We start from the raw sequence: 21,811 nt of genomic DNA on the forward strand, positions 1-21,811 counted from the left end.
TTTCCATCTCCTTTTTAGGCAAAATAAAAAGACCAGCTTATAGCTGCTCTGTAGGTTCCGTTTGCTCACCAGTTTTTCCTGAAGGTTCTTCAATTTTTTGGCGGTGTAAATGGGGCTGTCGGTTTCTCAGGTTCAGTTACAGGTGGTTGTTCTGGTTCTTTCGGCTCTCCTTTAACAAGCACAACTTGTTTTACATCAATTCGAGAGAAGATATAATCCCCAATTACAACAGTAATGTTATTACTATTGTTCAATTGTTCATTTAAGTAAATTGGATCATAATCATTTGTTACAATCTCAATTTCTTTTCCACCGCTTGTATGAACTTTTAACTTTGTTGTTCCTTCCACAGTAGGTAAATTGACTGGTAAAATACGTTTTACATCAATTCTTTGAATAATAAAATCACCGATAAGCACGGTGATCAAGTCATTACTATTCAATTGTTCGTTTAGCACCTGTGCATCGTATTTTTCGGTTTGTACCGTGTGTTTTAATCCGCCTTGTGTATGAATTCCAATCGTTTGCATACTATTCCATCTCCCTCTATATTTTTAATAATCTATCTTAATACGTACCGCCACTTCTTGACTGGATAAACAATCGCCCTGTAACAGTAGCGTTTATTCTAGCTAAACTATCTGGTGTAATTTTAATCTCAACATAACGACCACGTTGCAATTTCCCTTCACTATCCTTAGCTAAATACGGAATTAAATTAATATCTTGTCCCCTTATTGAATCGAACGGCAATGTATTTCCATCCACTTCAATCGTTACTTTCGATGGGGTTTGGTATAATTCGAAGATACCGAACTCAATTTCATGTGTGTGATCTGGCAATGTTATATCATGGCTGTGCGGGTTCAGGTGTATCTCGTGTTGGTGATCTGGCAGATTGATAGAGTGCTGATGGCCCGGGATAGTAATAGAATGTTGATGATTTGGTATTGTTAGGCTATGCGTATGCTCGCCACTAGAACCATGTGTGTATAGACTAGCTCCCGTTCCTTTTGCATAAAATGAAGCTGCTGTATTTCTCCCAGGATCAGAAAAAGCTGTGTACAATCCTATAGTTGATGGTTCAGAAGGAACAATCCCCCCACCATGAAACATTTTATGAACGTGATCTCCACCCCCACTAGACGTTTGTACACTTCCTCCACCACTAGTTGATGTTTGCGTACTACCACCTCCACTAGACGTCGACTGTACAATAGCTCCTCCAGAGGACGTGGATGACACTGTCCCACCGCCAGCAGATGTCGAACCTACGACAGCTCCACCGCCTTTAATCGCCCGTTCATACGCCCTAAATCGTAACGTTTCAAATGTCAGTATCAATTGATTCACATTCTTAACATCATTAGGTATTTGAAACCTTATAATAGCCGGATGTTCTGGATCGCAATTGTCTTGGAAAGGTTGACTATCAATATTAGTTGTCCCTTGAGAATACACTTCGTTGACTTTCTGTCGCTTCTCAATATCCGCTTGTATTGTCCCTAAATCAGTTACCTTATTTTCTAATACAAGCTTTACATCAAGAGGATTTCCGGTGACGTCATCTTTTTGGCGGTCCATTACTCGTAAGTCAACAAATATATTAAAATCCTCATCATACAAGCGTACTAACTTGCCAGTCTCATACTTTTCTATTTTGTATGGATCAATTAACTCATAATCAATTGCATCAATTTCATATGTGATCTTTGGCATACAAGCTTTTAACAACATTGCTTGAGCGGAAGCGTAAAGAGTTTTTGGGTCTTCGAATTTTCTATCTACCCAAATATAATCAAATCCATCATGCAACTCTCTGACAAAATCAGGAGCATCAATATATGGAAGACCGTTGTTAACACTTTTGATTGTGAGCTGATTAACTCCCTCACCATAACCAAGCGGGTAAATCCTTGTCATAACATCTTTAGCTTCTACTTTCCGCTTAATGCCCTTCATATTCTTCCGGTATCGAAGTTCACCCGTAATTTCTTCAGAATATCGGACAATGTTTAAAGTCCAGGGATAAGATGAATCATCCCAAGTCCATTGGAACTTTTCATCAAACGGTTTCGGTATACTATATATCGGACCTAATAACGTATCTTCATTTTCCCAACTATATGAAAAATATTTTGTGAAATCACATTGACCAAGTGTCCAATGCTTGATTCTTTGTTTACTAAGGAGGTACTCAATGTTCTGCCTTGTAGTTAAATTAATTCTTTCGTGATAACCAAAAAGCACGCTATCCATTAAAGTGGATAAAACGTGCTCACAGTCATAAGTTATTATTTTTTCGTGTACTTCCCTTTCTTCCTCGCTGTCCATAATACGGAACATACCAATACGTTTACCGTTATCAAATATCTCCACATAATCAAACGTTTCAATTTCATCTCGCTTTGGATCAGTAAATGGCAATGAAAAACCCGCCGTCCAAAGTTCATTGAGTGGCGGGTTGTACTTTATATTATATGCATTTTCAAGATAAGCCTTGAGTTGCATTTGTTTATTGTAGATTTTTAGCAATGTATCACCTACTTTCAAAATAAAAATTATACACCTATTCCATTACTATCGATCCAACCGTTATTATTTTTATTTCTGTAAATAGGCTTATTCAGATCAGTATCAAAGTAGCGTTGTCCAACTCTTGCAATCGTTGGGCGTTGTGAAGTTGTCCCACTTTCGATGTACTGTATGTTTTTCCAAGTCGAACCGTCTCCAATTCTAAGATCACCAATCACCTTAAAAAATCCATCCTTTGGGATAACACGCATATTTCCTGCCTTCGCTTCAAACATCATCCCACTGGTTTGGCTGGGTGGTGATACTATGTCTACTCTTGTCTTGTTGACCGAATTGTTGATATTTAAGATGTCATTAGTTCCATTCGTAAGAGCCAAGACATACGCATGAGCATTATTAACTTTTAATCGAAATGCAAAAGTAGCATCGTCTACTTTATTTTGAATAAATGTAGCAATTCCTTTTACACCCGTCCAAATGAATTCGCCAATTTTTGAAATATAGAATATTTCTTTTGAATACCCAGCGCTAGCGTCATGTTCGTGAAGCGCTAAAAATTTCCCGCTTCCAACGAAATTAGCCGGTTTATCTGGTCTTCTATTTGAATTATTAGCATTTTTAAGGGTAAGGATTGTATTAGCTTCACCGACATTGTCAATTTGATATACTCCCCCTTCAGTGTAGTGATGATAAACGAAACCAATTGGAGCATTTGTGTTTCCTTGTCCGGCAAAATTGGCTACATCAAGAGCACCTTTTGTATCAGTGGCAGTATTTATTACCTCTGCCCTTTTTTTAAACGTATCCAATTTCTTTTGTCCGTCATCAATTCTAGCTTTGAGGGTCGGAAACGTTTTTCCTTCACTGTCTACCCTTGCTTGCTTGGTTTCTGGATCAATAGAGCCTTCGATAACTATTTGATCAAACTGTTCTTGTACAGAATTAGCTTTTGTTTCTGCTGTATTGGCAGTATTCACCGCACTATTAGCTGTATTAATAGCGTTATTAGAGATTTTTTCTGATTGAAGAGATTTTTTTAACGCTTCATTAGCATTATCAATCCCCATATTAATTTTATAATAACTCTCTCCAAGTCTTTCTGTACCTTGCAACTTAGGCGCATCAGCCATTAATGTCACCACCTTATTAATATTTAGCGCGGTATTTGAATGCAACGTTGATATTTAGGTTGGAACCTGCTATTGGTATTGCATGAGCGCCTGGCATTAACTCTAATTTTTCTAAGTTTCCTTGCAATTGAAATAAAAAATTTTGCTCATTCTTTATTGCCGCATATCGCTCCGCGTCGATTAAAAACGAAGAATTTGTAAAAGACCCCAAGAAAAAACGCTCACCTTTTAAAGTGAACGCTAGATTATTAGCACTTCCGTTTATTTCAATTACAGGCCTCACAACTTTCTGTCCATAATTCTCTACAGTTAAAGTTTGAGGAGTCGTAACAGTATAAGATGTCTGTTTAAAATTAATAGGAATATCAGACATCCAAGGAACCATATCCTGCCAGCGGATTTCCTGTGTACTTTGCAATACTGAATATGCGTGGGGATCATAGGCAATTAAAGGTAATTCAAATTTACCCATTCTAAAATAACGATCAATTGGTATTGAACCGCTATATCGAACTAAATAATACTTATCTGGTTCATAATCGAATATCAATTTAACTTCCTTCGGTTTACCATAAGGATCAATAAAAACAGCCACCATTTTCCTGATAGCTGCCGTTAATAAAAACCTATCTTCTTGTGGCTTTATGATTAATGGTAAGTTAATTTGTAACGGATCAATATCTGAGCCAAAATAATAAGCACCAGGACGCCCCGGAATTGAAACAGTATAGTCGCGAATTGGTGGAGCGGCTGGATGTTGGAATCCTGGTAAAAGCGCTAAATTTAATTCATTTAGTCTTTTCCCATCTATCGTTAAACTCATGATTGCCCCACCCTTCTTCCTGATGTCTTTATATATTTCCCTAATTCTACTGCTATTTTTTTAATATCAGCTTCTTCACGAATAGGGAATGTAGCACCTTCAAACATTCTTTCGAAATTATATGAAATATTCCCATTTGAATTATTAGAATTACCGTCCGCACTACTTTGACTAGCGCTTTGACTCATTGCCTGTGTACTACTAGCCATACTGCCATATACATTGCTCATGACACTTTTTAAGCCGGATAGCTCTTTCATAGAACTAGCCATTGAATAGCTCATATCGCCAATTAATCGGCTCATAGTACCAGTAATACCAAGAGATTTTTCATTTGAGGATAAAGGCGTTACAGAAACACGATTTCCTCTCTTAGTAAATAACTCTGGTCCAGCTTCTCCAGCGATAAATGATCCGTCTCCAAGAACATGTCCGCCTGTTGCTAACATTGGGATTGTAGGGATATGAGTTTTCCCACCACCGACAAACGGGACCCAATCTGGCATATCTATACTGTTAATACCCTCAATTAATGCATTAATCATTGAAATAACAGCATTTATTGGAGCTTTTGCCGCGAGTTCTATTCCATTGAAAACTCCATCGAAAATTTCCACAATTCCTTTCCAAGCTTTATCCCAGTCTCCTGAAAAAGCACCAGAAATGAAATCGATAATTCCGTTTAAAATTGGTTTTAAAACTGTATCCCACACAACTTTTATCCCATCAAATGCATCTGATACAACACTCCCGATAACACTAAATACAAATTTAAATGCTGGTAACAGGACATTTTCTATGAATGATGAAATTTTTGAGAAAACAGGTGACAGTATTTCTTCCCAAACACGTTTGATAATATCAAATGCATCTTTAACAATATCTTTTATGATTGTGAATCCTTTATCAAACACTGGTTGCAATGTTTCAGTGATTATAGATACTATTTGATCTATCGTCGGCTTAAAATATTCGTTGTATATAGCCATGATTTTATCACCGAATAAAACCCAAATAGCAATTAATCCTGCTATAGCCGCAACTACTAAAGTAATCGGGCTTGTTAAAACAGCCATAACTCCTGCCCAAGTTAAAGTTTGGGTGGTGATTAATAAAAGTAAGGGTGCTAATGCAGCACACAGACCAAGAACTATTCCTAATACAGTAACTATCCCTGTAATTGCAGCCGCTAAAACTGGATGAGCCGAAATAAATTCTGCTATTTTAGAAACCATTTCAGCTACTGTAAGTAATACTGGTTCAAGAGCTTCTTTTAAATCGTTCATCGCTTCTTTCAACTTGACCATCGGTGATGCGTCCGTTTTGCTTACGGACTGTTGTAAATCATCTATTCCTTGTTTTAAGTCAGCTTGTTTTTGTTCAGTTTGTAAAATCGTATTTATGATTTTTTGACCTTGGTCTTCCCACATTGTTCCGAAAAGCTCTACACCAATTGCTTCTTTCAAATCCGCATCCTGGATTTGATCTAGCCATTTAACCATATCCACAAATGCTTGTTTACCTTCTTCTCCACCTTTAGCGATTGCTTTACCCCAGCCTTCTAATTGAGCGAATATTTCTTGTACCGCTGCACTATCGGGTGGATTTTTTGCAAGTTCTAATTTCTGTGCATTCATTTCTTTAAAAGACTCTAATTCAGCTCTATGCGATTCGCGAACAGCGTCCATTTCATCACTTAAACGTTCGCTTAGCACTTGTTTTCGATCATTATGATTTTCTTTTAAAGCGGATAAGTTCGCTTGATTCACTTCTCTTAATGAATCGAGTTGCGCTTTATTTGATTCACTAATAGCCTTTAAGTTTTCTTGTTTACTTTGCTGAAAAGCTTCTTTTTGTTCTTGTTGTCGTTCTTTCAGAGCTTCCTTTTCATTGTTTATTTGCTCTTTAACTTGTTCTTTACGACTATCAATTTCTGACTTTAGCGCTTCTTTCTTTGCGTCAGATGCTTCTTTAATACCGTCTTTTTCTTCTTTTAATCTATCAATTTGACTTTTGCGTTCTTCACGTATTTTATCCAAGCGCATTTTTTCTTCAAGTTCTTGTAACGCTTTGATTGCCGCCTGCCGTTCTTCTTCGTTTTTTGCTTTGCTTATTTTAACTTTTAGATCAGCACGTTTTTCAGCATTCTCACGATCTTTAAAATATTTATCTTCAGCTGCTGTTTTCGCATCCAAAGAATTAATTTGATCATCTACCGCTTTGAGACGATTATATTTTTCCTCATCGATTAATTTCATACGTTCCATGTATTCTTTATCGATGAGCTTTAATTTCTGTTCAGAAGACTTTTCAAATGCTTTAACTTCCGCTTCGAGTGACTTCTCAAGTGCTTTTTGCTGTCTATCATAATTTTTTGATGCTGCATCATATTCAGCACTAAGTTTCTTCTCTAAATTCTTTTGTTGATTTTCATAACTTTTAGAAACCGCATTGTATTCAGCATCGAGACTTTTAGCTAATGCGTTCTGTCTTTGACTATGACTTTTAGAAAGTGCTTTTTCTTGATTGCTAAATGAATTTGCAAGTGCGGATTCTTGTTTAGCAAATCCTTTTTGCATCGCTGATATCTGTGCATCAGACATTTTTTCAGTATCGTCTACAGCATCACGGACAGCATCCTTCATAGAATTACTTAATCCACGCGACATTTCAACAGAACGAATACGACCTTCTTTTAATCCATCCAATAGGTTATCTATATTCCAAGATTTTTCCTTTGCTGCACTTGCCATAATACTTTGTACTTCTTGTGCCGTATAACCAACTCGTCTTAACTGCGCGCCATATTCAGCGATAATATCAAGTTGTTCTGGTGGGAATCCGATTTTTAAAAGAGAATTAACTAACCCTAGCGCTTCTTTATTCGATATATTTAATTCGCTACCAATTTCATTGGTTTCTTGTATTAATTCTGTAAAATCAATCTGCGAATAAGAACTAGAAATGTTTGCTGCTCCTTTTACAATTTCCCTATTAGCTGCATCAGAAGCATCTTTATTCAATGACCATTGTCTTCGTACACCTTCCAATGCTTCCTCAGCGTCACCGCCATAGGCTGTAACAGTTCTGATTGCATCCTCCACAGATCTCTTTGATGATTCTGGAACGTCAAAGGTAATATCAATTTTTGTTTTTAATTCTGACATGTCTAGGGCCTGTCCAATGACTTCTTGAATTCCACCACCAGCAACGATTCCGCTTAATACGTTTTCTAACTCAATACCTAATTCTTTAACACTTTCACCTGTTTGATCGGCATCTTGAGAAAGCTGATTTAAATCATTTCTGATATTTTGAATGGAATTTCCATCATCAACAGAACGGAGTGCCTGTTGTAGCTTCTCAATATCAGCTTCAGTTCCTAGAGCTTCCCTTCCGATTATCTCAATAGCTTGTTCTAACTGCCTGCTTGATGCCGTTCCGTTTTTAATTGCATTCACAAGACGATTCCCTAATGCATCCGCAAAATCATCAACACTTTTCCCTGTGGTGCTAAATAAAGTCTCTAATTGTCTTGTTGAACTTGCTGCTTTTTCTTGCTCAGCCTTTAATCCTGCAAGGCTGTTCTTGAATCCATTAAGTTGCCCTTCTGTCAATTCAATTTCACGCCTAAACGCCCGATATTGCTCTTCATTAATCGCGCCACTTTCAAACTGTGCTTGCACTTGCTGTTGAGCTGACTTTAAGCTATCTAATTTCTTTGTGGTATTCTCAATTTGTTGTGTAAGTAACTGTTGTTTTTGCGCTAAAGCTTCCACGTTACCTGGATTGAATTTCAAAAGCCGTTCAATATCTTTTAGCTCTTTGGATAGTTCGCCACTTCGTTTATTGACATCTTTCAAAGCGTTTTGAAGACCGGTTGTTTCTCCGCCGATTTCTATCGTTATTCCCTTAATTCTTCCTGCCATGTTATCACCTCACTTGCTTAGAAATTATTAAAGTCCTCTTGTGTAGCTTTTCTTGTATTTTCTTTCTCTTTTTTCGGGTTTTGTAATTCTACATACTCATCGATATAATCCAAGCAATCACCGATTGTCATGTCTTCTAAATCTTCTTTTGAGAGTTTGCATGAATAACAAAGGGCAAGGAAAGTATCAACAGAAAATCCCTCTTTTCCATCGTTACTTCCTTGCCCCTGTTCATCTTCTATTATTTTTTTTTTGACTGAACCGTACTTTTAATTAAGTCTTGAATTTCAGTAATGATTTCAGCAATCGGAAACTCTCCGAATGTATCTAGCCAAGTTAACGGATCTGGAACACCTTTGTTTGCCGTTTTAGCAAACGCCCATACTAAGTTATAAATAACTTCGAAATCTAATTTACTTAAATCAACCTGTGAAAGATCAATATTACTTTGTTCGCCATCTGTTGAAATATATGAAGAAAGTACTCCTAAACTAAGGATATCAGCAAACATATCACGTCTAAATTGCGATTTATAACGAATAGCCGTACCAGCAGTGCTTTTCAAAAGTACTGCCTTTTCATCAATTACAATTGTTTTTTCCATCTAGTTACGCCCCCACAACTTTCTCATACACTTTTGTATACCAAGCGTCATAAATACCAGCTGGTGTAGTTACCTTTGTAGAAGTTTTTACTTTAAGAGTTTCAGGATGCTGGGATGCAACAAATTTTAATTCAGTTGTATTAGGTTCTGTTTTATCGCTCTTTGTAGAGGAACCAAAACCAGGGCGTGATACAGACACATTGTATAGTAAATGACGAGTTGCTTTTACATCACCATCAAATTCAAACATAAGAGCGATTCTCTTAATTTTTGCATTTGAAACTTCTGTTAGAACTTGATCGTCTTCATCCAAGATTTCACCTAATACATCAGTTCGAAATGCCTCAGTGATATTAGCGATATTCAATGTACCCTCATATCCTTGGTTACTAGAATCAGTGTAATAGTTACTATCATCAGCCCAGAAGTCCGATTGTTCACCTTTTGGATCTAACTTCATTTCAACTGCTCCTGGTAATTTTGCTGGTGTTCCATATATGATTTTCCCTGTTGGATCTTCAGTAATCAAGCTATAGTGTACTTTCTTTAGACCAAAAGTAACTTTATTTTCTGCCATTTATATCAACCTCGTTTCATATATTTTTTGATACAATTTTTCAGATTCGATAAAAGTTCCATATGATTCATAAGGAATTTCACAATCATCCAGGATCTTTTCAAGTTTTGCTTCAGCAACTAAATCTTTTCTGACTGTGTAAAGTTCAATGCTTAAATCATTTATTTTGTGATATACCTTGTTATCCGCCATTAAGTTTGCCGATCCATCCACAAGAAAACAAATATAAGGTGGCGCTGGAACTGAATTACCTGGCGTTGCTGTAAAATGCGAATAAGCCACAGGATAGCCTGTAGCTTCAAGAACTTTTGTTAATTCACCTAATGTCATTGTTGAACCACCCCTTCAATCCGTCTCGGCAATTCATCAATTATATAATCTTCAACTGGACTGATGTGTACTTGAGCTGGAACTCGACCACCCTCAGCTTTAGCATGACCTTTTTCTAAAAGATGTGTCAATCGCCCCTGTGTATTATAAATAGTAATATTCTTACCATCTTTTTTCTTACGCCATCCTTTACGATAAGCACCAGTTTTTTTAGGGCTATTTTCCTTTAGTTTATCAACAGCAACATCAGCTACTTTTTCTTGTACAGCTATTAGTTCTTCTTCCACAACATTCGCATACCTTTGTAATTCTCTAGCAATCTCACTCGCAAAATCATTCATATTAAGTATGCTCCTTTGCGATAATAGTCAATGTTTGATACATTTCATCATCATTCATTGGTTGCTCAATAATATCAAAGATACGATTCTTCATTTTAATCCGCATTTCTTCTGTAATACCCGATGTATAAGGGATAACAAACCGATAAACCCGAGTCGCTTGTGAAACGGAAGCTTCAATATACTCAGAACCTTTTACCGTTTTTATCATCGACCAGGCCTTTTTAACTTCCTTCCAATCTGTTTCAATTGGTTGATTTAATTCATCTTTTATTACTACAGATTGCTCAATAATAATTCGATTCCTACAATCTCCTGTATTTAATGGCTTTTTATACTGAAAAGGACGCATATTAATCACCGTCCAACTTTATTTCTTCTAAAGCTTTTGCAATACCGAAACTATTAATCTCGGTTAAAAAATTCTTAGAAAAATACTCGAGCGCATCATTATAAACATAACGAGAACGCTCAAAAACTAATTCTTTGAACGTCTCATCTTCGTTTATGTCATATGCTCCACAATCTTTTATTAAAGCTTTGGTGGATGCAAATAGAATGCGCTTTAGGTTGTCATCTTCATCATCGCCCAAGTGCATCCTATCTTTAAATTGCTGTAATATTTCATTTGAAATTACTGTATCCATTCACATCATCCTTATGCTGAGGGAGTTGCCGTTTCTTCAATCTTCAATGTATAAACTTGAGAAGCATATTTATCTTTTGGCTTACCTGTAGCAAATTGTTTAGCAATATAAACTGTTGCGTCTTCTAATGCTAGAGTTTCTTCGAACTTTTTAATAGGCTCTGTGCCACCCATCGCTGCAACATACTGACCTTTAACAAAGAACAATACTCTCCCTTGTGGCACAAACACTGATTCCGTAGGGATTGGATTAAATGGCAAGCTTGTCACGTATACCCCAGCTGCATTTTGAATTGTCGCGTTTGCTTGAATATCAAAAGTATCAAATGGGTTTGTTACCATGACTACTTTTCCAGCAATATTTTTCGGTCTATCTGCATCTGAACCATCAGCGTTTAATTTTTTAGCTAGTAATTTAACTACACCTTTTAATTCATTAATTGTTTTACGACCTGGTTCAAACGTTAAAGTCCCAACTGGTTTTTTATCTGGATATACTCCATTCGTAACACTTCCACTAGGATCTTTTAATAAACCGATAGGCTCATTTTTACCTGTACCAGCTACAAATCCGCGTTCTAATCCTACTGTCATCGCTTCTGTAATCATTGTGCGAACATATCGTTCTACCCATACTGGACCAAGTTTTAACATGTCATTTGCTAATGGAATAAACGCTGTTAATTTAAGTTGGGAAATGCTATCTTTACGGAATGTAGCATTTAATTGACCTTTAATCCCATCAAATAACGGTCCCCATACAGCTGCACCCTCTGGATCTCCATAAATAAATTCTGTTACAGCCCCTAAATTTTCTAAACCAATATGTTGTAAGAAAGGATGATCTTCAACTAAATCATCAAAAATACGTTCTTGCGTTGTTTTAGGTAAAGTTTCAGTAGATTTAAATCCACCTTCTTCAACTACTGCATTAAAGAACTTCATTTCTTCACTTGTTAATACATTAGCACCACGAGACTGCATAATAGAACGATCTACCATTGATTCATTCACTTGATTTAAAATATCTGCTCGTACATCTGTAGCAAGTGCTTCAATCATAGTATTTAATGCTGCCGATTGTTCTTCAGCTGTACCTTCCTGTGTTGCTTTCGCAAATGCTAATTTCTTCTCTTCAAAATTATTAAATTTAATCACCATATTTTATTTTCCTCCTAAATTTAAAAAGAGCGTACCCAAATTCTGTTTTGTATGAACAGGCTCTTGAATAGGCTCTTTTGGATTTGTATTCGTTTGTAAATCATTGACGATCTCGTTTTTCAGTCCTGATAATGCTGCATTTAAATCTTCTTTTGTAATCCCTTGGCTTTTGTTAATTGTTCCATTCCTAAAACCATCGATCACCTTCTGTGGAAGCATGGCAGTAGTAGAAACTGAAGCTGTCATTTTAACTGGATTCTCCATGAACATGATTTCATCCACAAAGTTATTTTCTAATGCTTGTTGTGGACCCATCCAAGTTTCTTCACCCATCATATTAAGTAGTTCTTCTTCTGATTTACCACTTTTAATGACATAGGCATTTACAATTGCTCGATCTGTTGTTTTCAACATCTCGGCAGCTTTTTCCATATCACGATGATCCCCACTATTCCACATAGAAGCATTATGGATCATAATTTGTGCTGTAGGTGAAATTCGGACTTTATCACCAGCCATCGCAATAACAGAAGCCGCACTTGCAGCCAAACCAACGATTTGAACTTCAACCTGTCCTGGATAGTTTTTTAATGCCGTATAAATTTCTGATCCCTCGTGTACATAACCACCAGGACTATTAATTGATACGATTAAATCATCACCATTGGCGTTAGTTAGTTCTTTTGAAATTTTACCTGGGCTTGCAGCCTCCATTTCAAACCAATCATAAATCCAAGCTTCATCATTAGAAATAATTGGCCCTTTCACGTCAATTTTCACCGTCATTTTCTTTCTCCCCTCCCTCAGATTCATTTAATTTTGTATAGTTCTTCGTAATATGGTGGATATTTAGGTTTGGATCATCAGAATCTTCATAATCTACTTCTGATCGAATCTCATTTCCTGTAAATGCACTTGAAGAAATTAGTTTATCAATACTTGTCGCAAGATCAAATATACTTTGATAGGAAACAGCCTTAACCTCAATTCTTTGCCCCAAAAGATATTCACTCATTTCAAAGAATTTAACGTTCGCTTCATCAGACAGCTTTTTTAATAATGGCCGTACTGTAAAAAGCATATAATTTTTTGTTTGCTTTTCTACATCAGACATTTCCCCATATATTAAAGCTGTTGGAATACCAATTGCCATAGCTACTTGATTTAAGAAACCATTTGTTACTTTATTGATTTCTTCTACACTTGGACCATTCGCAACACCGTTGTATATCTCGTTATAATTAATACCCTTTTGTTGTGGAACAATAGCTATATCTTTTGAGCCAATAGACTTATACATGTTGTCTATAAACTCTTGTAACTTCGCTATTTGTTCTTCTGTTTTAGCACCAATCATATCCAGATCAACCGTGCCGCGAACTTGATTTTTACGCTTCTGTGAGTTTAATATCCTACCAAATAAATCACCGTAATCTGCAAATAAACCATCAATAAGTGGAGATAATTTATCATTTCGATACTTTAAATGAATTACTTCGCTTTGTTTAAAACTTCGCTTAAATGTGTAATCTTTTACTGTTACATCTGTAAAAGTATCTTCATATACAGCATATTCGTTATGCTCAAATCCATCAGCAATAAGCAAATCACCATCATCCGCCTGTACAACTAAACACTCATTATCATAAATGAGTTTACGGATAAATCTTTCCCAAAAAGTGCTGGCTGTCATATTCTTATTCGGTCTAATATTTAAGCGATAATAAAGCTCATTCTTCTCAAATGTTTTACCGTTTCTTACCCTGAATTCAGATTGACTAATCGTTCTTCCTAGAAAAGATACGCATGTATCAAGTGCTAATCGTTTCATGTGAAGCCTGTTTGCTGTATCAGCAATCAAATCCAGATCTAGCATAAATTCTAGTTCTTTATTTCTTTTAAATACTGAACTTAACCATCCAATGGTTATCACCCCCTTTATTAAAATTTAATGTTACCTATAACAAAATCAGTTGCTTCTTGTATCTCATCCGCACGATAAAGAGCATGAACAAAACACTGAAACCCATCGGTTTTTCTGCGTACAGGTTCTTTCTTTTCATATATTTTATTTCCATCACCTTTGATAACAACCAACACATTTTGCGTATACCAACGCATTAGCGGATTATCATCAAAAACAATTTGTTTATTTGCAAATGCCATTTCAATACGTGGAGCTAATAAACTATGAATTGCTTTTGGGTTTCGTATAACTTCTATTTCAAACCCCTCTGCTACTAATAATGGCCTTATCGCTTCCATTCTGAAGTTATCAGCTATAATCTTTTTAACCCCATATTGTTCTCTCATTTCTACAAACCAATCAACAATGTGTTGAGGATTAATAGTTGGTTCATCCACAACTGTTAGTAAACCTCGCTCTTCCCAATCTTTTATAGGAGCAAATTTCTGCTTTTTAAATTCACCTGCTTTTTTAGAATATCCGTAATAAATATCAACAAATTCTTTTCGAACAAAGGAATGAGTTTTAAAGATGTATTCACCATTTTGTCTAAATAAAAGACCACATGCTGCAAAGTCTCGAATACTTGCAAAGTCTAATGCCCCTATGCATTCTTGAGCATATAAATCAGGAAATGGACGATTTGTAGCAAGAATTTCTGACCATTTTGCAACAGATCGTTCTAAATTAGTAACAGGTAAGTTCATACGCTTTGTCATGAACTCTTCTCTATTACTCGGGTCGTCTTCTAAATCTTCATATTCTTCCTTAATTGTTTCAAGTAACCCTTCTGCATACTCACTTAAAGGCTTTGATAACATGGGATTTGCAAGCTCCCAATTATCAAGATCATCAACTTCTGTTTCATCATTCAGTTTACAAATAAAAGGAAACACTGCATTTGGACGAGATTCACCATTTAAAACTTTCATTGCCTTTTCTTTTAATCTATCTAAAAAACCATCTCGTACATATCCATCTGTACCAATGTAAAACTCACGTGGATTTTTCTTTTTTCCCAAACCACTAATATGAACACGGACATCTTTATTACTTTCGTATTGGTGAATTTCATCAAACAGAACAGCTCCATCACGCAGTCCATCTTTTGTGTCTCCGTTTGAAGTCCTAAACTTTAATACACTTCCAGTAGCCTTTGAGGTGGTCTGTGATTCGGTTGCTTTAAAAGCTTTTTTTAATACTTCATTCCTACGAACAGTTTTCTTTACTTCGTCTGGACTTGTTTTTGCTTGCTCTTCACTATTCGCAACAACAGAAATGTTATACTCAGGAATACCATGTAATTCACTTATTAAAAAGTGAATTACAACAGACATTAAACCGTTTTTACCGCCACCTCGTCCTAACATCCACAGGAATTTCCTATAAAATACACGCCCGTTTTTCTTATAAAATAAAAAGACGAATGCTATTAAGAATTTTTGAAATGGCTGCAACGGAAAATACCACTTCTCACCAAAGTTGATACAATCCTCAATCATTTCATCATCAAAATACAAATCGTCTCTATTTAAAACATATTTTTCTAGATATTTAATTAACAGTTCTCTTTCTTTATTGAATTTTACTTTCCCACTTCGATAAAGTTCAATATATTCTTCCACATACTTTTGCTTAATCATGTAAGATCACTTTTGCTATAACCTGTATCAGGGATAGTATTCTTAACAACAAATTTTATATCTCTCCCTAATGCAATTAAAGAACTATTAATTTTATTCCTCTCACTTATAAGAGGGTGGGCTTTAACAAAAACTTGAGAACCATTTTTTACTGTTACAGATTCACCTTCTTTATTAATGGTTTTATTTATTTTTCTAAATGCTTTGACTAAATCAATGTATCTTTCTACCTTTTCAACTTCGACTAAATCTGTGATATCAATACTATTCATGAGCTGTTCTTTTAACCTCACAATACTAACAGCCATCTACCCACCCCCCCTTACGTGCGTAATTTCGAAAAAAACCTGACAGTTAACCCCCTCCTCCGGTGCCCCTTAGAGCAATTTTTGATGAAATATTTTAAGGGGGGGGATTACTTTCAAATTGTTTTACCACTTTTCATCGTGTTCCCATTTATTTTGTTTCTTTTCGTAAACTCTTCCATGTTCTTTATTGTGGCAATTTACACAAACTGTTTCAAGGTTATCTATATCAATTGCAAGCTCTGGATGATGCTCGAGCTCTTTGATATGATGGACAACTAACTGTATCTTCTTTCGCTTCGCACTCTCACTGTACTCATTGGTATCAGTTTGAACGCGACCATTTCGTTTACATTCTTGGCACTCATAGTTGTCACGCTTCTTTACTTGTTCACGTATACTTTTCCACTCACCACTGTCATAGAATTTACGCTTCTGTTGTTTCGTTTTGTATTCATTCATCATTTATCCCCCAAAAATAAAAAGCACCCGAATGGATGCTATTATATTGGTTCATTTTATTTTAGATTGATAACTCATTCTGCGTTTTATTATCGTAAAGAGTAATCCCATTCTGTTCATAAAAGAAATTTCTAACTAAAATTAAATTCAAGTTGGTATTTGTACTCACATTAACAATTGCATTCCCAGTAGAAATATCAACCTCCATGTCTACTTTGCAATCTATCGTAGGATGTTTCTTGTAAAATTTATTGATTAGTTCTGGAACTTCTTCCATTGCAATTATTGATCCATCAATCTGAATTCCAAAATTATATTTATTTCTAGGTTTTTTAGGTTTCACATCATTTATTCTACTATATTTATTATTATTTAGAGCATTTATAAGATCCGACAAGTTATTTTCTAATGAGTCTATACGATTTAACATATATCTTGATGGGTCAGTTTCATCAACATTTTTCATTATCGAATTACTTTCAATGACTCTATAAATAGGATTATCTGGTTCTTCATCACCTATAGCTTCCGCAACCATCTCTTTAAAATTATTATTTAATTCTATTACTCCAGCCATGTCATTAGTATAAAAAATAGTACGTTCTTCCGTGATATCAAATGGTAACCTTGTACCTTTTTGACAAATTTGAATTACTGGTTTTCTTGCAGCATGTCTAATGGCAAGTTCATACATTACATTTGGATTTAAATTTGTAAGGTTTGCTATAGCAAGATCGCATTCTAAGACACTGGTAATAACTTGTTTATTTATCGAACCAGGACTTGGCATCCTATGAGCTACTTTAATATTGTCTTCATCCAATCCCATATAAACTAGCGCCGGAATAATTACAGCATCTATTACCCCGTCGGCCGCTCTTCTTATATCAGATTGATCATCACCAATTGGCGTGATAATAAAACAGGTTTTATCTTTATTTGGATTATCCATTGCTTATCCTCCATATTGTTTTAATACGATTTTATCATTTACTTCCAAATTAAAACAATACAAATCCATACAGATCATAAAAATAGAGCAACTGTTTACCAGTTGCCCTTTCTTCAATCTCTTATGTTATTACTATAAATACGGTAAATGAAGTTTTATTCTTCTTCCAATCACTTAATGCCATTACATTCATCCGCTCCAAAAATATTAAGTAACTGGAAGAAGAGCAAAAGCCCTTCTCTGTTTACACCACATGAATTACAATTGAATGTGAAAACTAGAAACAACTATTCATGCAATCTGTAACCATCGCCACCGGTTATGACGATCCATTTTCAGTTATCAGGAATTTTATGAGCAATGTTTCCCGCCACTACTCACAATACAAATATATCACGTTATTTCCAAAACAACCGGCACATTTACTGCCAAAAAGCGGTCACGACTCTGCCAATATATTTTGTTCTTCTTTTTCACATATGAATTCTAAAAATCTACTTCCATACTTACTAATCTTCACTTTATCTCTGTGGATTTCGTATTCTTCACCACTAAATTCCCCCACGCGTTTTTGTATAAAAATTAAACCCATTTTCTCCAACTTCATATCCATTTACCTTAAATGTGCATATTCCTCACTATCAAACTCACGTAGAGGATAAGCTTCTATACGTCCCACTAAATAAAACAATCTTTTTATATCCTCGTACCTTAGCTCTCTTAATGTATCCAAATAATTAATTATCATGCTTTCATTGTTTTTTTCATCAAGAAATACATTCTGGAATCCGTTTAATATAAGATTAATCTTTGCATCTTCATGTTCTTCTAAAATATCAGAAAAAACAATTGGTGCAATTTTTTCATTTATATATTCTCTTGATAATTTTGAATACCCACATAAGACAGAAATTGTATTAAGTTGCTCTTGATGTTCTTGTATCCTTGTTTCCATGCGATTAAGCTTTCTAACTCGCAAAACTCCACCGATATAAGGCGCATATTCCATTGCAATTCCTATTGTTTCTTCTAAACCAGGAACAATTGTTTTGACTGTAGTCTCTAATTTTCCCCATACATCTATAATATTATTCATTTTATTCCTCCTTATATTTATTCTAATAGTTTACCTATATTATGAAGCTATTAGAAGGACATACCCATATCTTATATTGTGTGTAACTGACCCCTTCGCTGAATCCCTTGGTATCATTGATTTCATTTCACTTTCTCTTTTGAGTTACACAGTACGAAAATTATGAGTAACTGTATAGGGATAACACCAGCATTTTGCAAAATAACCTATGCTATGCGGAAAAATAAAATAAGCTGCCCATGTGGACAGCTTATTTACATAATTTTCGTTAACGGTAGTCAATGTATCTATAAGTCTACAGTTATTCGTTTCTGAAATCGTATGTATCCTCAGGAACATTTAACGTATGTCCATTAATGATTACTGTATCATTGTCTTTCCATACAATCTTTGCTGTATCTTCTCGGTAATTCCAATATACATTCTTTGTCTTGAAATATTCACGATGATTAAATACTAACTCTCCCCTAACAGCAAAACTTGTTGTTGCTCCGCCATTTGTTACATAAGCTTTAAATGTATATGTTCCGTCAGGAGATTGTTTTTCAGCAATCTTTTCACCTGTAGGTAGTCGATCCATACTGAAGAATGCCCAATACACTCCGTATACGAACAAACCAGCTATACAAAATAATATAATTAACACTTTTTGTTTGGTTTTCTTAATTTCTTTCTCTGCAAAATTCATGTTTTAGCTCCTATTAATGATTTTTATAGCAAATCACTTCTGTTTGGAGGCAAGGTCAATCTTTGTTTTGTTTTTCTAACAGTTGAATAATCCTATCTAACTTTTGCTCAACTGGATCTTGCTTTTTGCGATTGCTGGTATGTCGAATTATACGTATAATCCCGCCAAACATTGCACCGATGATTACTAAAATAATAATAACTCCTATGTAATACATAGAGTTTTCTAAAGGCATTATTTAGAACCTCCTTTTTTCCTATTTTACCATTTAAAAGAACTGATATGTTGTTTGATTTTGGTTGTATATTCTATACATGTCTGGTTAACATAACGTCCTATTATCGGCAACAATGAAAAGGAGGAAACTACACTCTCACCAAGGAACCTTCTTTTTTTGTTCTATGGATCTATGCATTTTTTTATACATCCCTATCCTAGCGCGGTTTTAGGGTTCTTGTTTGTTACTGGAACTGTATAAAATCTTGCATACTCTTAGCGTAGTTTTTTACCAAAATGCTACGATACCCCTAGACTAAAAAAGGAATAAGCAATGATTAGATTTTAAACCTAGTCATTGCTTTATCCATTGCATCTTGGTTAACACCTATATAACGTAACGTGACCTTCTCTGACGAGTGATTGAATATCTCCATGAGTAATGCTATGTTTTTTGTTTGCATGTACATGTGATACCCGTATGTTTTTCTTAACGTATGTGTTCCTATTTCATCTAATCCGAACTCTGCCGCCGCTCCGCTTAATATCTTATATGCCATGCTACGACCAATTGGACGATTCTTACCTTGTCTGCTTTGCAATAAATACTCATTGTCTTCTCTTTCTATAATAAACCATTTAAGTTCTCTTTTCAGTGCGGCAGTAATTTGTATTCGTTTCTGTTTCCCCGTTTTCTTTTCCCGCATAGATATATGACTGCCTTTAACATCCCCTACTTTCAATTTCAAAATATCTGAGATTCTGAGGCCTGTATTAATACCCATAATGAAGAGAATGTAATTACGTAAGCTCTTTCCCTTAAAATACTCCTTTAACTGCTGTATTTGCTCTGGATCACGTATTGGTTGAACAAAATTCATTATTCATTACCTCCAGCTTCTTCTGCCTCATATACTTCTAATCTAAGAGCAAAAGCTAGTTTATAAAAAGCATTAGATTTATTTCGTCTATACGTACGCTCACTCATACCAATTTCGTTATAAACCATGTAATCAAAAACCTCTTCATCTTCTAAATATCGTTTTACAATAATATCTCTTTGGTTTTTACTAAAACGACTTAATGCCTTATCAATTTGAAAAGATAAACGTTGTAGTTTCACTTCCCTTTCACTCATAGCAATATTTGCTAAAGCAATATCTTCAGCTGGCTTCCCAACTATATTTGTTGGACCGTGATATCTTACCTCACTAGATGCTGTAACCTTCATCTCATGTCTAATCATCCCAAATTGTCTATAAATACGAACATTTTCAAGAATCTCTTCTAAACGAGCCTGCGTTGCTTTACGATCGATTTTAGGTAAAAAAGTTAATTGCGTCATATTTACCGCACTCCTTGTCTCTTTTTTATACAAATACAAAAAGCGGACAACAAACTAAAGAGCAATATCATTAATGCTCTTTAGTTTGTTGTCCGCTGGTTCTTCCAGTAGGACTAAATATGTAATTGGTATTATTATAGCATTTCCTCATATTTTAGTAATTTTTTTATTAGAAAAGGTTTATTTTGTTATCTTCCTTTTACTTCCTTCTTTTCCTCTTCCAGTTCATCAATATATATATCGATAACCTCTTGCATTATCCTGATTCTAGTTTTATCAGTATAACTCATCATATACGCGACTATAATCATAATAAAGAACCATAAAAAAACAGAACCAGATGCATAGTAAAAGGTTCCCAAAATCTTCCCCTCAGAAATAGGTATAACATAATTTTTAGTAATTTCTTTAACTTTACCAGTTGTTATTATACTAACAAAACCAGATGAGATTATAGCAAATATAAATGTTTGTAATGCAATAAACGTATTGTCTTTTTCCACCACATTCAAATATGCTTTAAAATTTTTCAATTTTTTTATATCTTTTTGAAAATACAAACCTATTTGATACTTTATATTTTCCAAATTAACAACAATATTTGATGTTGCCCTAGAACGGCCAAGTATGGCTTGTATTTCACCATCTATATCCTGTGTATAACTAGTCCAGTCAACTAATGTCATTTTTTTCTTTTTTAAAATTTTCCCACTCATACTTTTCCCTATATAACGAGAAAATCTCGCTATGAATATACTCGCTAAAAGTTTTAAAAGCAGAGTCAGTACCACTAAAGTATACTCCGTCAATTTACCTATATACATTTGAAAAAAACCTGTAAAAACGTACAATATCATCCATCCTATTGCTAAAAAAAATGTAACTAAATATAATTTTTTCATTACGAAAAACCTCACAATTCTAATATTGAAACCAATAAAATTCTAACCAATAAAGCATTAAATTTCAATATAAAGAAAAACAGATTTATAATCTAACTTTCACTCCATCATATAGATAATAGTTATTCCTTATCCTCTTTATAACGTATGAATAATTCAA

At 34.9% G+C, this 21,811-nt stretch carries 24 protein-coding genes; all 24 read right to left on the reverse strand.

Features of this window, described 5'->3' with window-relative positions; all coding sequences use genetic code 11:
• Window positions 1-89 precede the first annotated feature (89 nt).
• Window positions 90-530 carry a hypothetical protein gene (locus GD442_RS18070; protein ID WP_086407722.1) on the reverse strand — a complete coding sequence of 147 codons (441 nt, stop codon included), beginning with the start codon at window positions 528-530 and terminating at the stop codon, window positions 90-92.
• 37 nt (window positions 531-567) lie between these two features.
• A complete protein-coding gene (locus GD442_RS18075; RefSeq protein ID WP_086407824.1) occupies window positions 568-2,511 on the reverse strand; it encodes a phage tail spike protein in 1,944 nt (647 codons plus the stop codon).
• Window positions 2,512-2,561: 50 nt separating this feature from the next.
• Window positions 2,562-3,665, reverse strand: a complete 1,104-nt coding sequence (locus GD442_RS18080) for a hypothetical protein (protein WP_086407723.1) — start codon at window positions 3,663-3,665, stop codon at window positions 2,562-2,564.
• A 16-nt stretch (window positions 3,666-3,681) separates the two neighbouring features.
• On the reverse strand, window positions 3,682-4,488 hold the full coding sequence (locus GD442_RS18085) for a distal tail protein Dit (RefSeq protein ID WP_086407724.1): 807 nt from the start codon (window positions 4,486-4,488) through the stop codon (window positions 3,682-3,684).
• On the reverse strand, window positions 4,485-8,417 hold the full coding sequence (locus GD442_RS18090) for a tape measure protein (protein ID WP_086407725.1): 3,933 nt from the start codon (window positions 8,415-8,417) through the stop codon (window positions 4,485-4,487). The genes GD442_RS18085 and GD442_RS18090 overlap by 4 nt, the downstream gene beginning before the upstream one ends.
• Window positions 8,418-8,658: 241 nt before the next feature.
• On the reverse strand, window positions 8,659-9,021 hold the full coding sequence (locus tag GD442_RS18095) for a hypothetical protein (protein WP_086407727.1): 363 nt from the start codon (window positions 9,019-9,021) through the stop codon (window positions 8,659-8,661).
• A gap of 4 nt (window positions 9,022-9,025) precedes the next feature.
• Window positions 9,026-9,598, reverse strand: coding sequence for a major tail protein (locus GD442_RS18100; protein WP_086407728.1), 573 nt, complete (start codon window positions 9,596-9,598; stop codon window positions 9,026-9,028).
• A complete protein-coding gene (locus GD442_RS18105; RefSeq protein WP_086407729.1) occupies window positions 9,599-9,928 on the reverse strand; it encodes a hypothetical protein in 330 nt (109 codons plus the stop codon). It abuts the gene before it with no gap.
• Window positions 9,925-10,269: an HK97 gp10 family phage protein gene (locus GD442_RS18110; protein WP_086407730.1), complete on the reverse strand. Its 345-nt coding sequence runs from the start codon at window positions 10,267-10,269 to the stop codon at window positions 9,925-9,927. Before GD442_RS18110 ends, GD442_RS18105 begins: the two co-directional genes overlap by 4 nt.
• Window position 10,270: 1 nt before the next feature.
• Window positions 10,271-10,621, reverse strand: a complete 351-nt coding sequence (locus tag GD442_RS18115; protein ID WP_086407731.1) for a phage head closure protein — start codon at window positions 10,619-10,621, stop codon at window positions 10,271-10,273.
• A gap of 1 nt (window position 10,622) precedes the next feature.
• Window positions 10,623-10,916: a hypothetical protein gene (locus GD442_RS18120; RefSeq protein ID WP_086407732.1), complete on the reverse strand. Its 294-nt coding sequence runs from the start codon at window positions 10,914-10,916 to the stop codon at window positions 10,623-10,625.
• 11 nt (window positions 10,917-10,927) lie between these two features.
• Window positions 10,928-12,076 carry a phage major capsid protein gene (locus tag GD442_RS18125; protein ID WP_086407733.1) on the reverse strand — a complete coding sequence of 383 codons (1,149 nt, stop codon included), beginning with the start codon at window positions 12,074-12,076 and terminating at the stop codon, window positions 10,928-10,930.
• A gap of 3 nt (window positions 12,077-12,079) precedes the next feature.
• The gene (locus GD442_RS18130; RefSeq protein ID WP_086407734.1) at window positions 12,080-12,862 is read right to left on the reverse strand and encodes a head maturation protease, ClpP-related; all 783 of its coding nucleotides are present in this window, start codon (window positions 12,860-12,862) and stop codon (window positions 12,080-12,082) included.
• Window positions 12,846-14,009, reverse strand: coding sequence for a phage portal protein (locus GD442_RS18135; protein ID WP_159365138.1), 1,164 nt, complete (start codon window positions 14,007-14,009; stop codon window positions 12,846-12,848). Before GD442_RS18135 ends, GD442_RS18130 begins: the two co-directional genes overlap by 17 nt.
• Before the next feature lie 8 nt (window positions 14,010-14,017).
• Window positions 14,018-15,685, reverse strand: coding sequence for a terminase TerL endonuclease subunit (locus GD442_RS18140; protein ID WP_086407736.1), 1,668 nt, complete (start codon window positions 15,683-15,685; stop codon window positions 14,018-14,020).
• On the reverse strand, window positions 15,682-15,993 hold the full coding sequence (locus tag GD442_RS18145) for a P27 family phage terminase small subunit (protein ID WP_086407737.1): 312 nt from the start codon (window positions 15,991-15,993) through the stop codon (window positions 15,682-15,684). Before GD442_RS18145 ends, GD442_RS18140 begins: the two co-directional genes overlap by 4 nt.
• Window positions 15,994-16,116: 123 nt before the next feature.
• Complete coding sequence (locus tag GD442_RS18150) at window positions 16,117-16,452, reverse strand: HNH endonuclease (protein ID WP_048558710.1); 336 nt, start codon at window positions 16,450-16,452, stop codon at window positions 16,117-16,119.
• Window positions 16,453-16,513: 61 nt separating this feature from the next.
• Window positions 16,514-17,404, reverse strand: a complete 891-nt coding sequence (locus GD442_RS18155) for a hypothetical protein (RefSeq protein ID WP_048558711.1) — start codon at window positions 17,402-17,404, stop codon at window positions 16,514-16,516.
• 613 nt (window positions 17,405-18,017) lie between these two features.
• Window positions 18,018-18,500, reverse strand: a complete 483-nt coding sequence (locus GD442_RS18160) for a hypothetical protein (protein WP_086407738.1) — start codon at window positions 18,498-18,500, stop codon at window positions 18,018-18,020.
• Window positions 18,501-18,801: 301 nt separating this feature from the next.
• The gene (locus GD442_RS18165) at window positions 18,802-19,188 is read right to left on the reverse strand and encodes a DUF5412 domain-containing protein (RefSeq protein WP_065705712.1); all 387 of its coding nucleotides are present in this window, start codon (window positions 19,186-19,188) and stop codon (window positions 18,802-18,804) included.
• A gap of 55 nt (window positions 19,189-19,243) precedes the next feature.
• The gene (locus tag GD442_RS18170) at window positions 19,244-19,423 is read right to left on the reverse strand and encodes a DUF4083 family protein (protein ID WP_086407739.1); all 180 of its coding nucleotides are present in this window, start codon (window positions 19,421-19,423) and stop codon (window positions 19,244-19,246) included.
• A gap of 319 nt (window positions 19,424-19,742) precedes the next feature.
• Window positions 19,743-20,285, reverse strand: coding sequence for a site-specific integrase (locus tag GD442_RS18175; RefSeq protein ID WP_086407740.1), 543 nt, complete (start codon window positions 20,283-20,285; stop codon window positions 19,743-19,745).
• Window positions 20,285-20,749, reverse strand: coding sequence for an ArpU family phage packaging/lysis transcriptional regulator (locus tag GD442_RS18180; RefSeq protein WP_086407741.1), 465 nt, complete (start codon window positions 20,747-20,749; stop codon window positions 20,285-20,287). The genes GD442_RS18175 and GD442_RS18180 overlap by 1 nt, the downstream gene beginning before the upstream one ends.
• A gap of 188 nt (window positions 20,750-20,937) precedes the next feature.
• On the reverse strand, window positions 20,938-21,651 hold the full coding sequence (locus GD442_RS18185; RefSeq protein ID WP_098446947.1) for a hypothetical protein: 714 nt from the start codon (window positions 21,649-21,651) through the stop codon (window positions 20,938-20,940).
• Between the last annotated feature and the right edge of the window lie 160 nt (window positions 21,652-21,811).

This window comes from Bacillus sp. A260 (assembly GCF_009861435.1).
GTDB classification, from domain to species: Bacteria; Bacillota; Bacilli; order Bacillales; family Bacillaceae_G; genus Bacillus_A; species Bacillus_A cereus.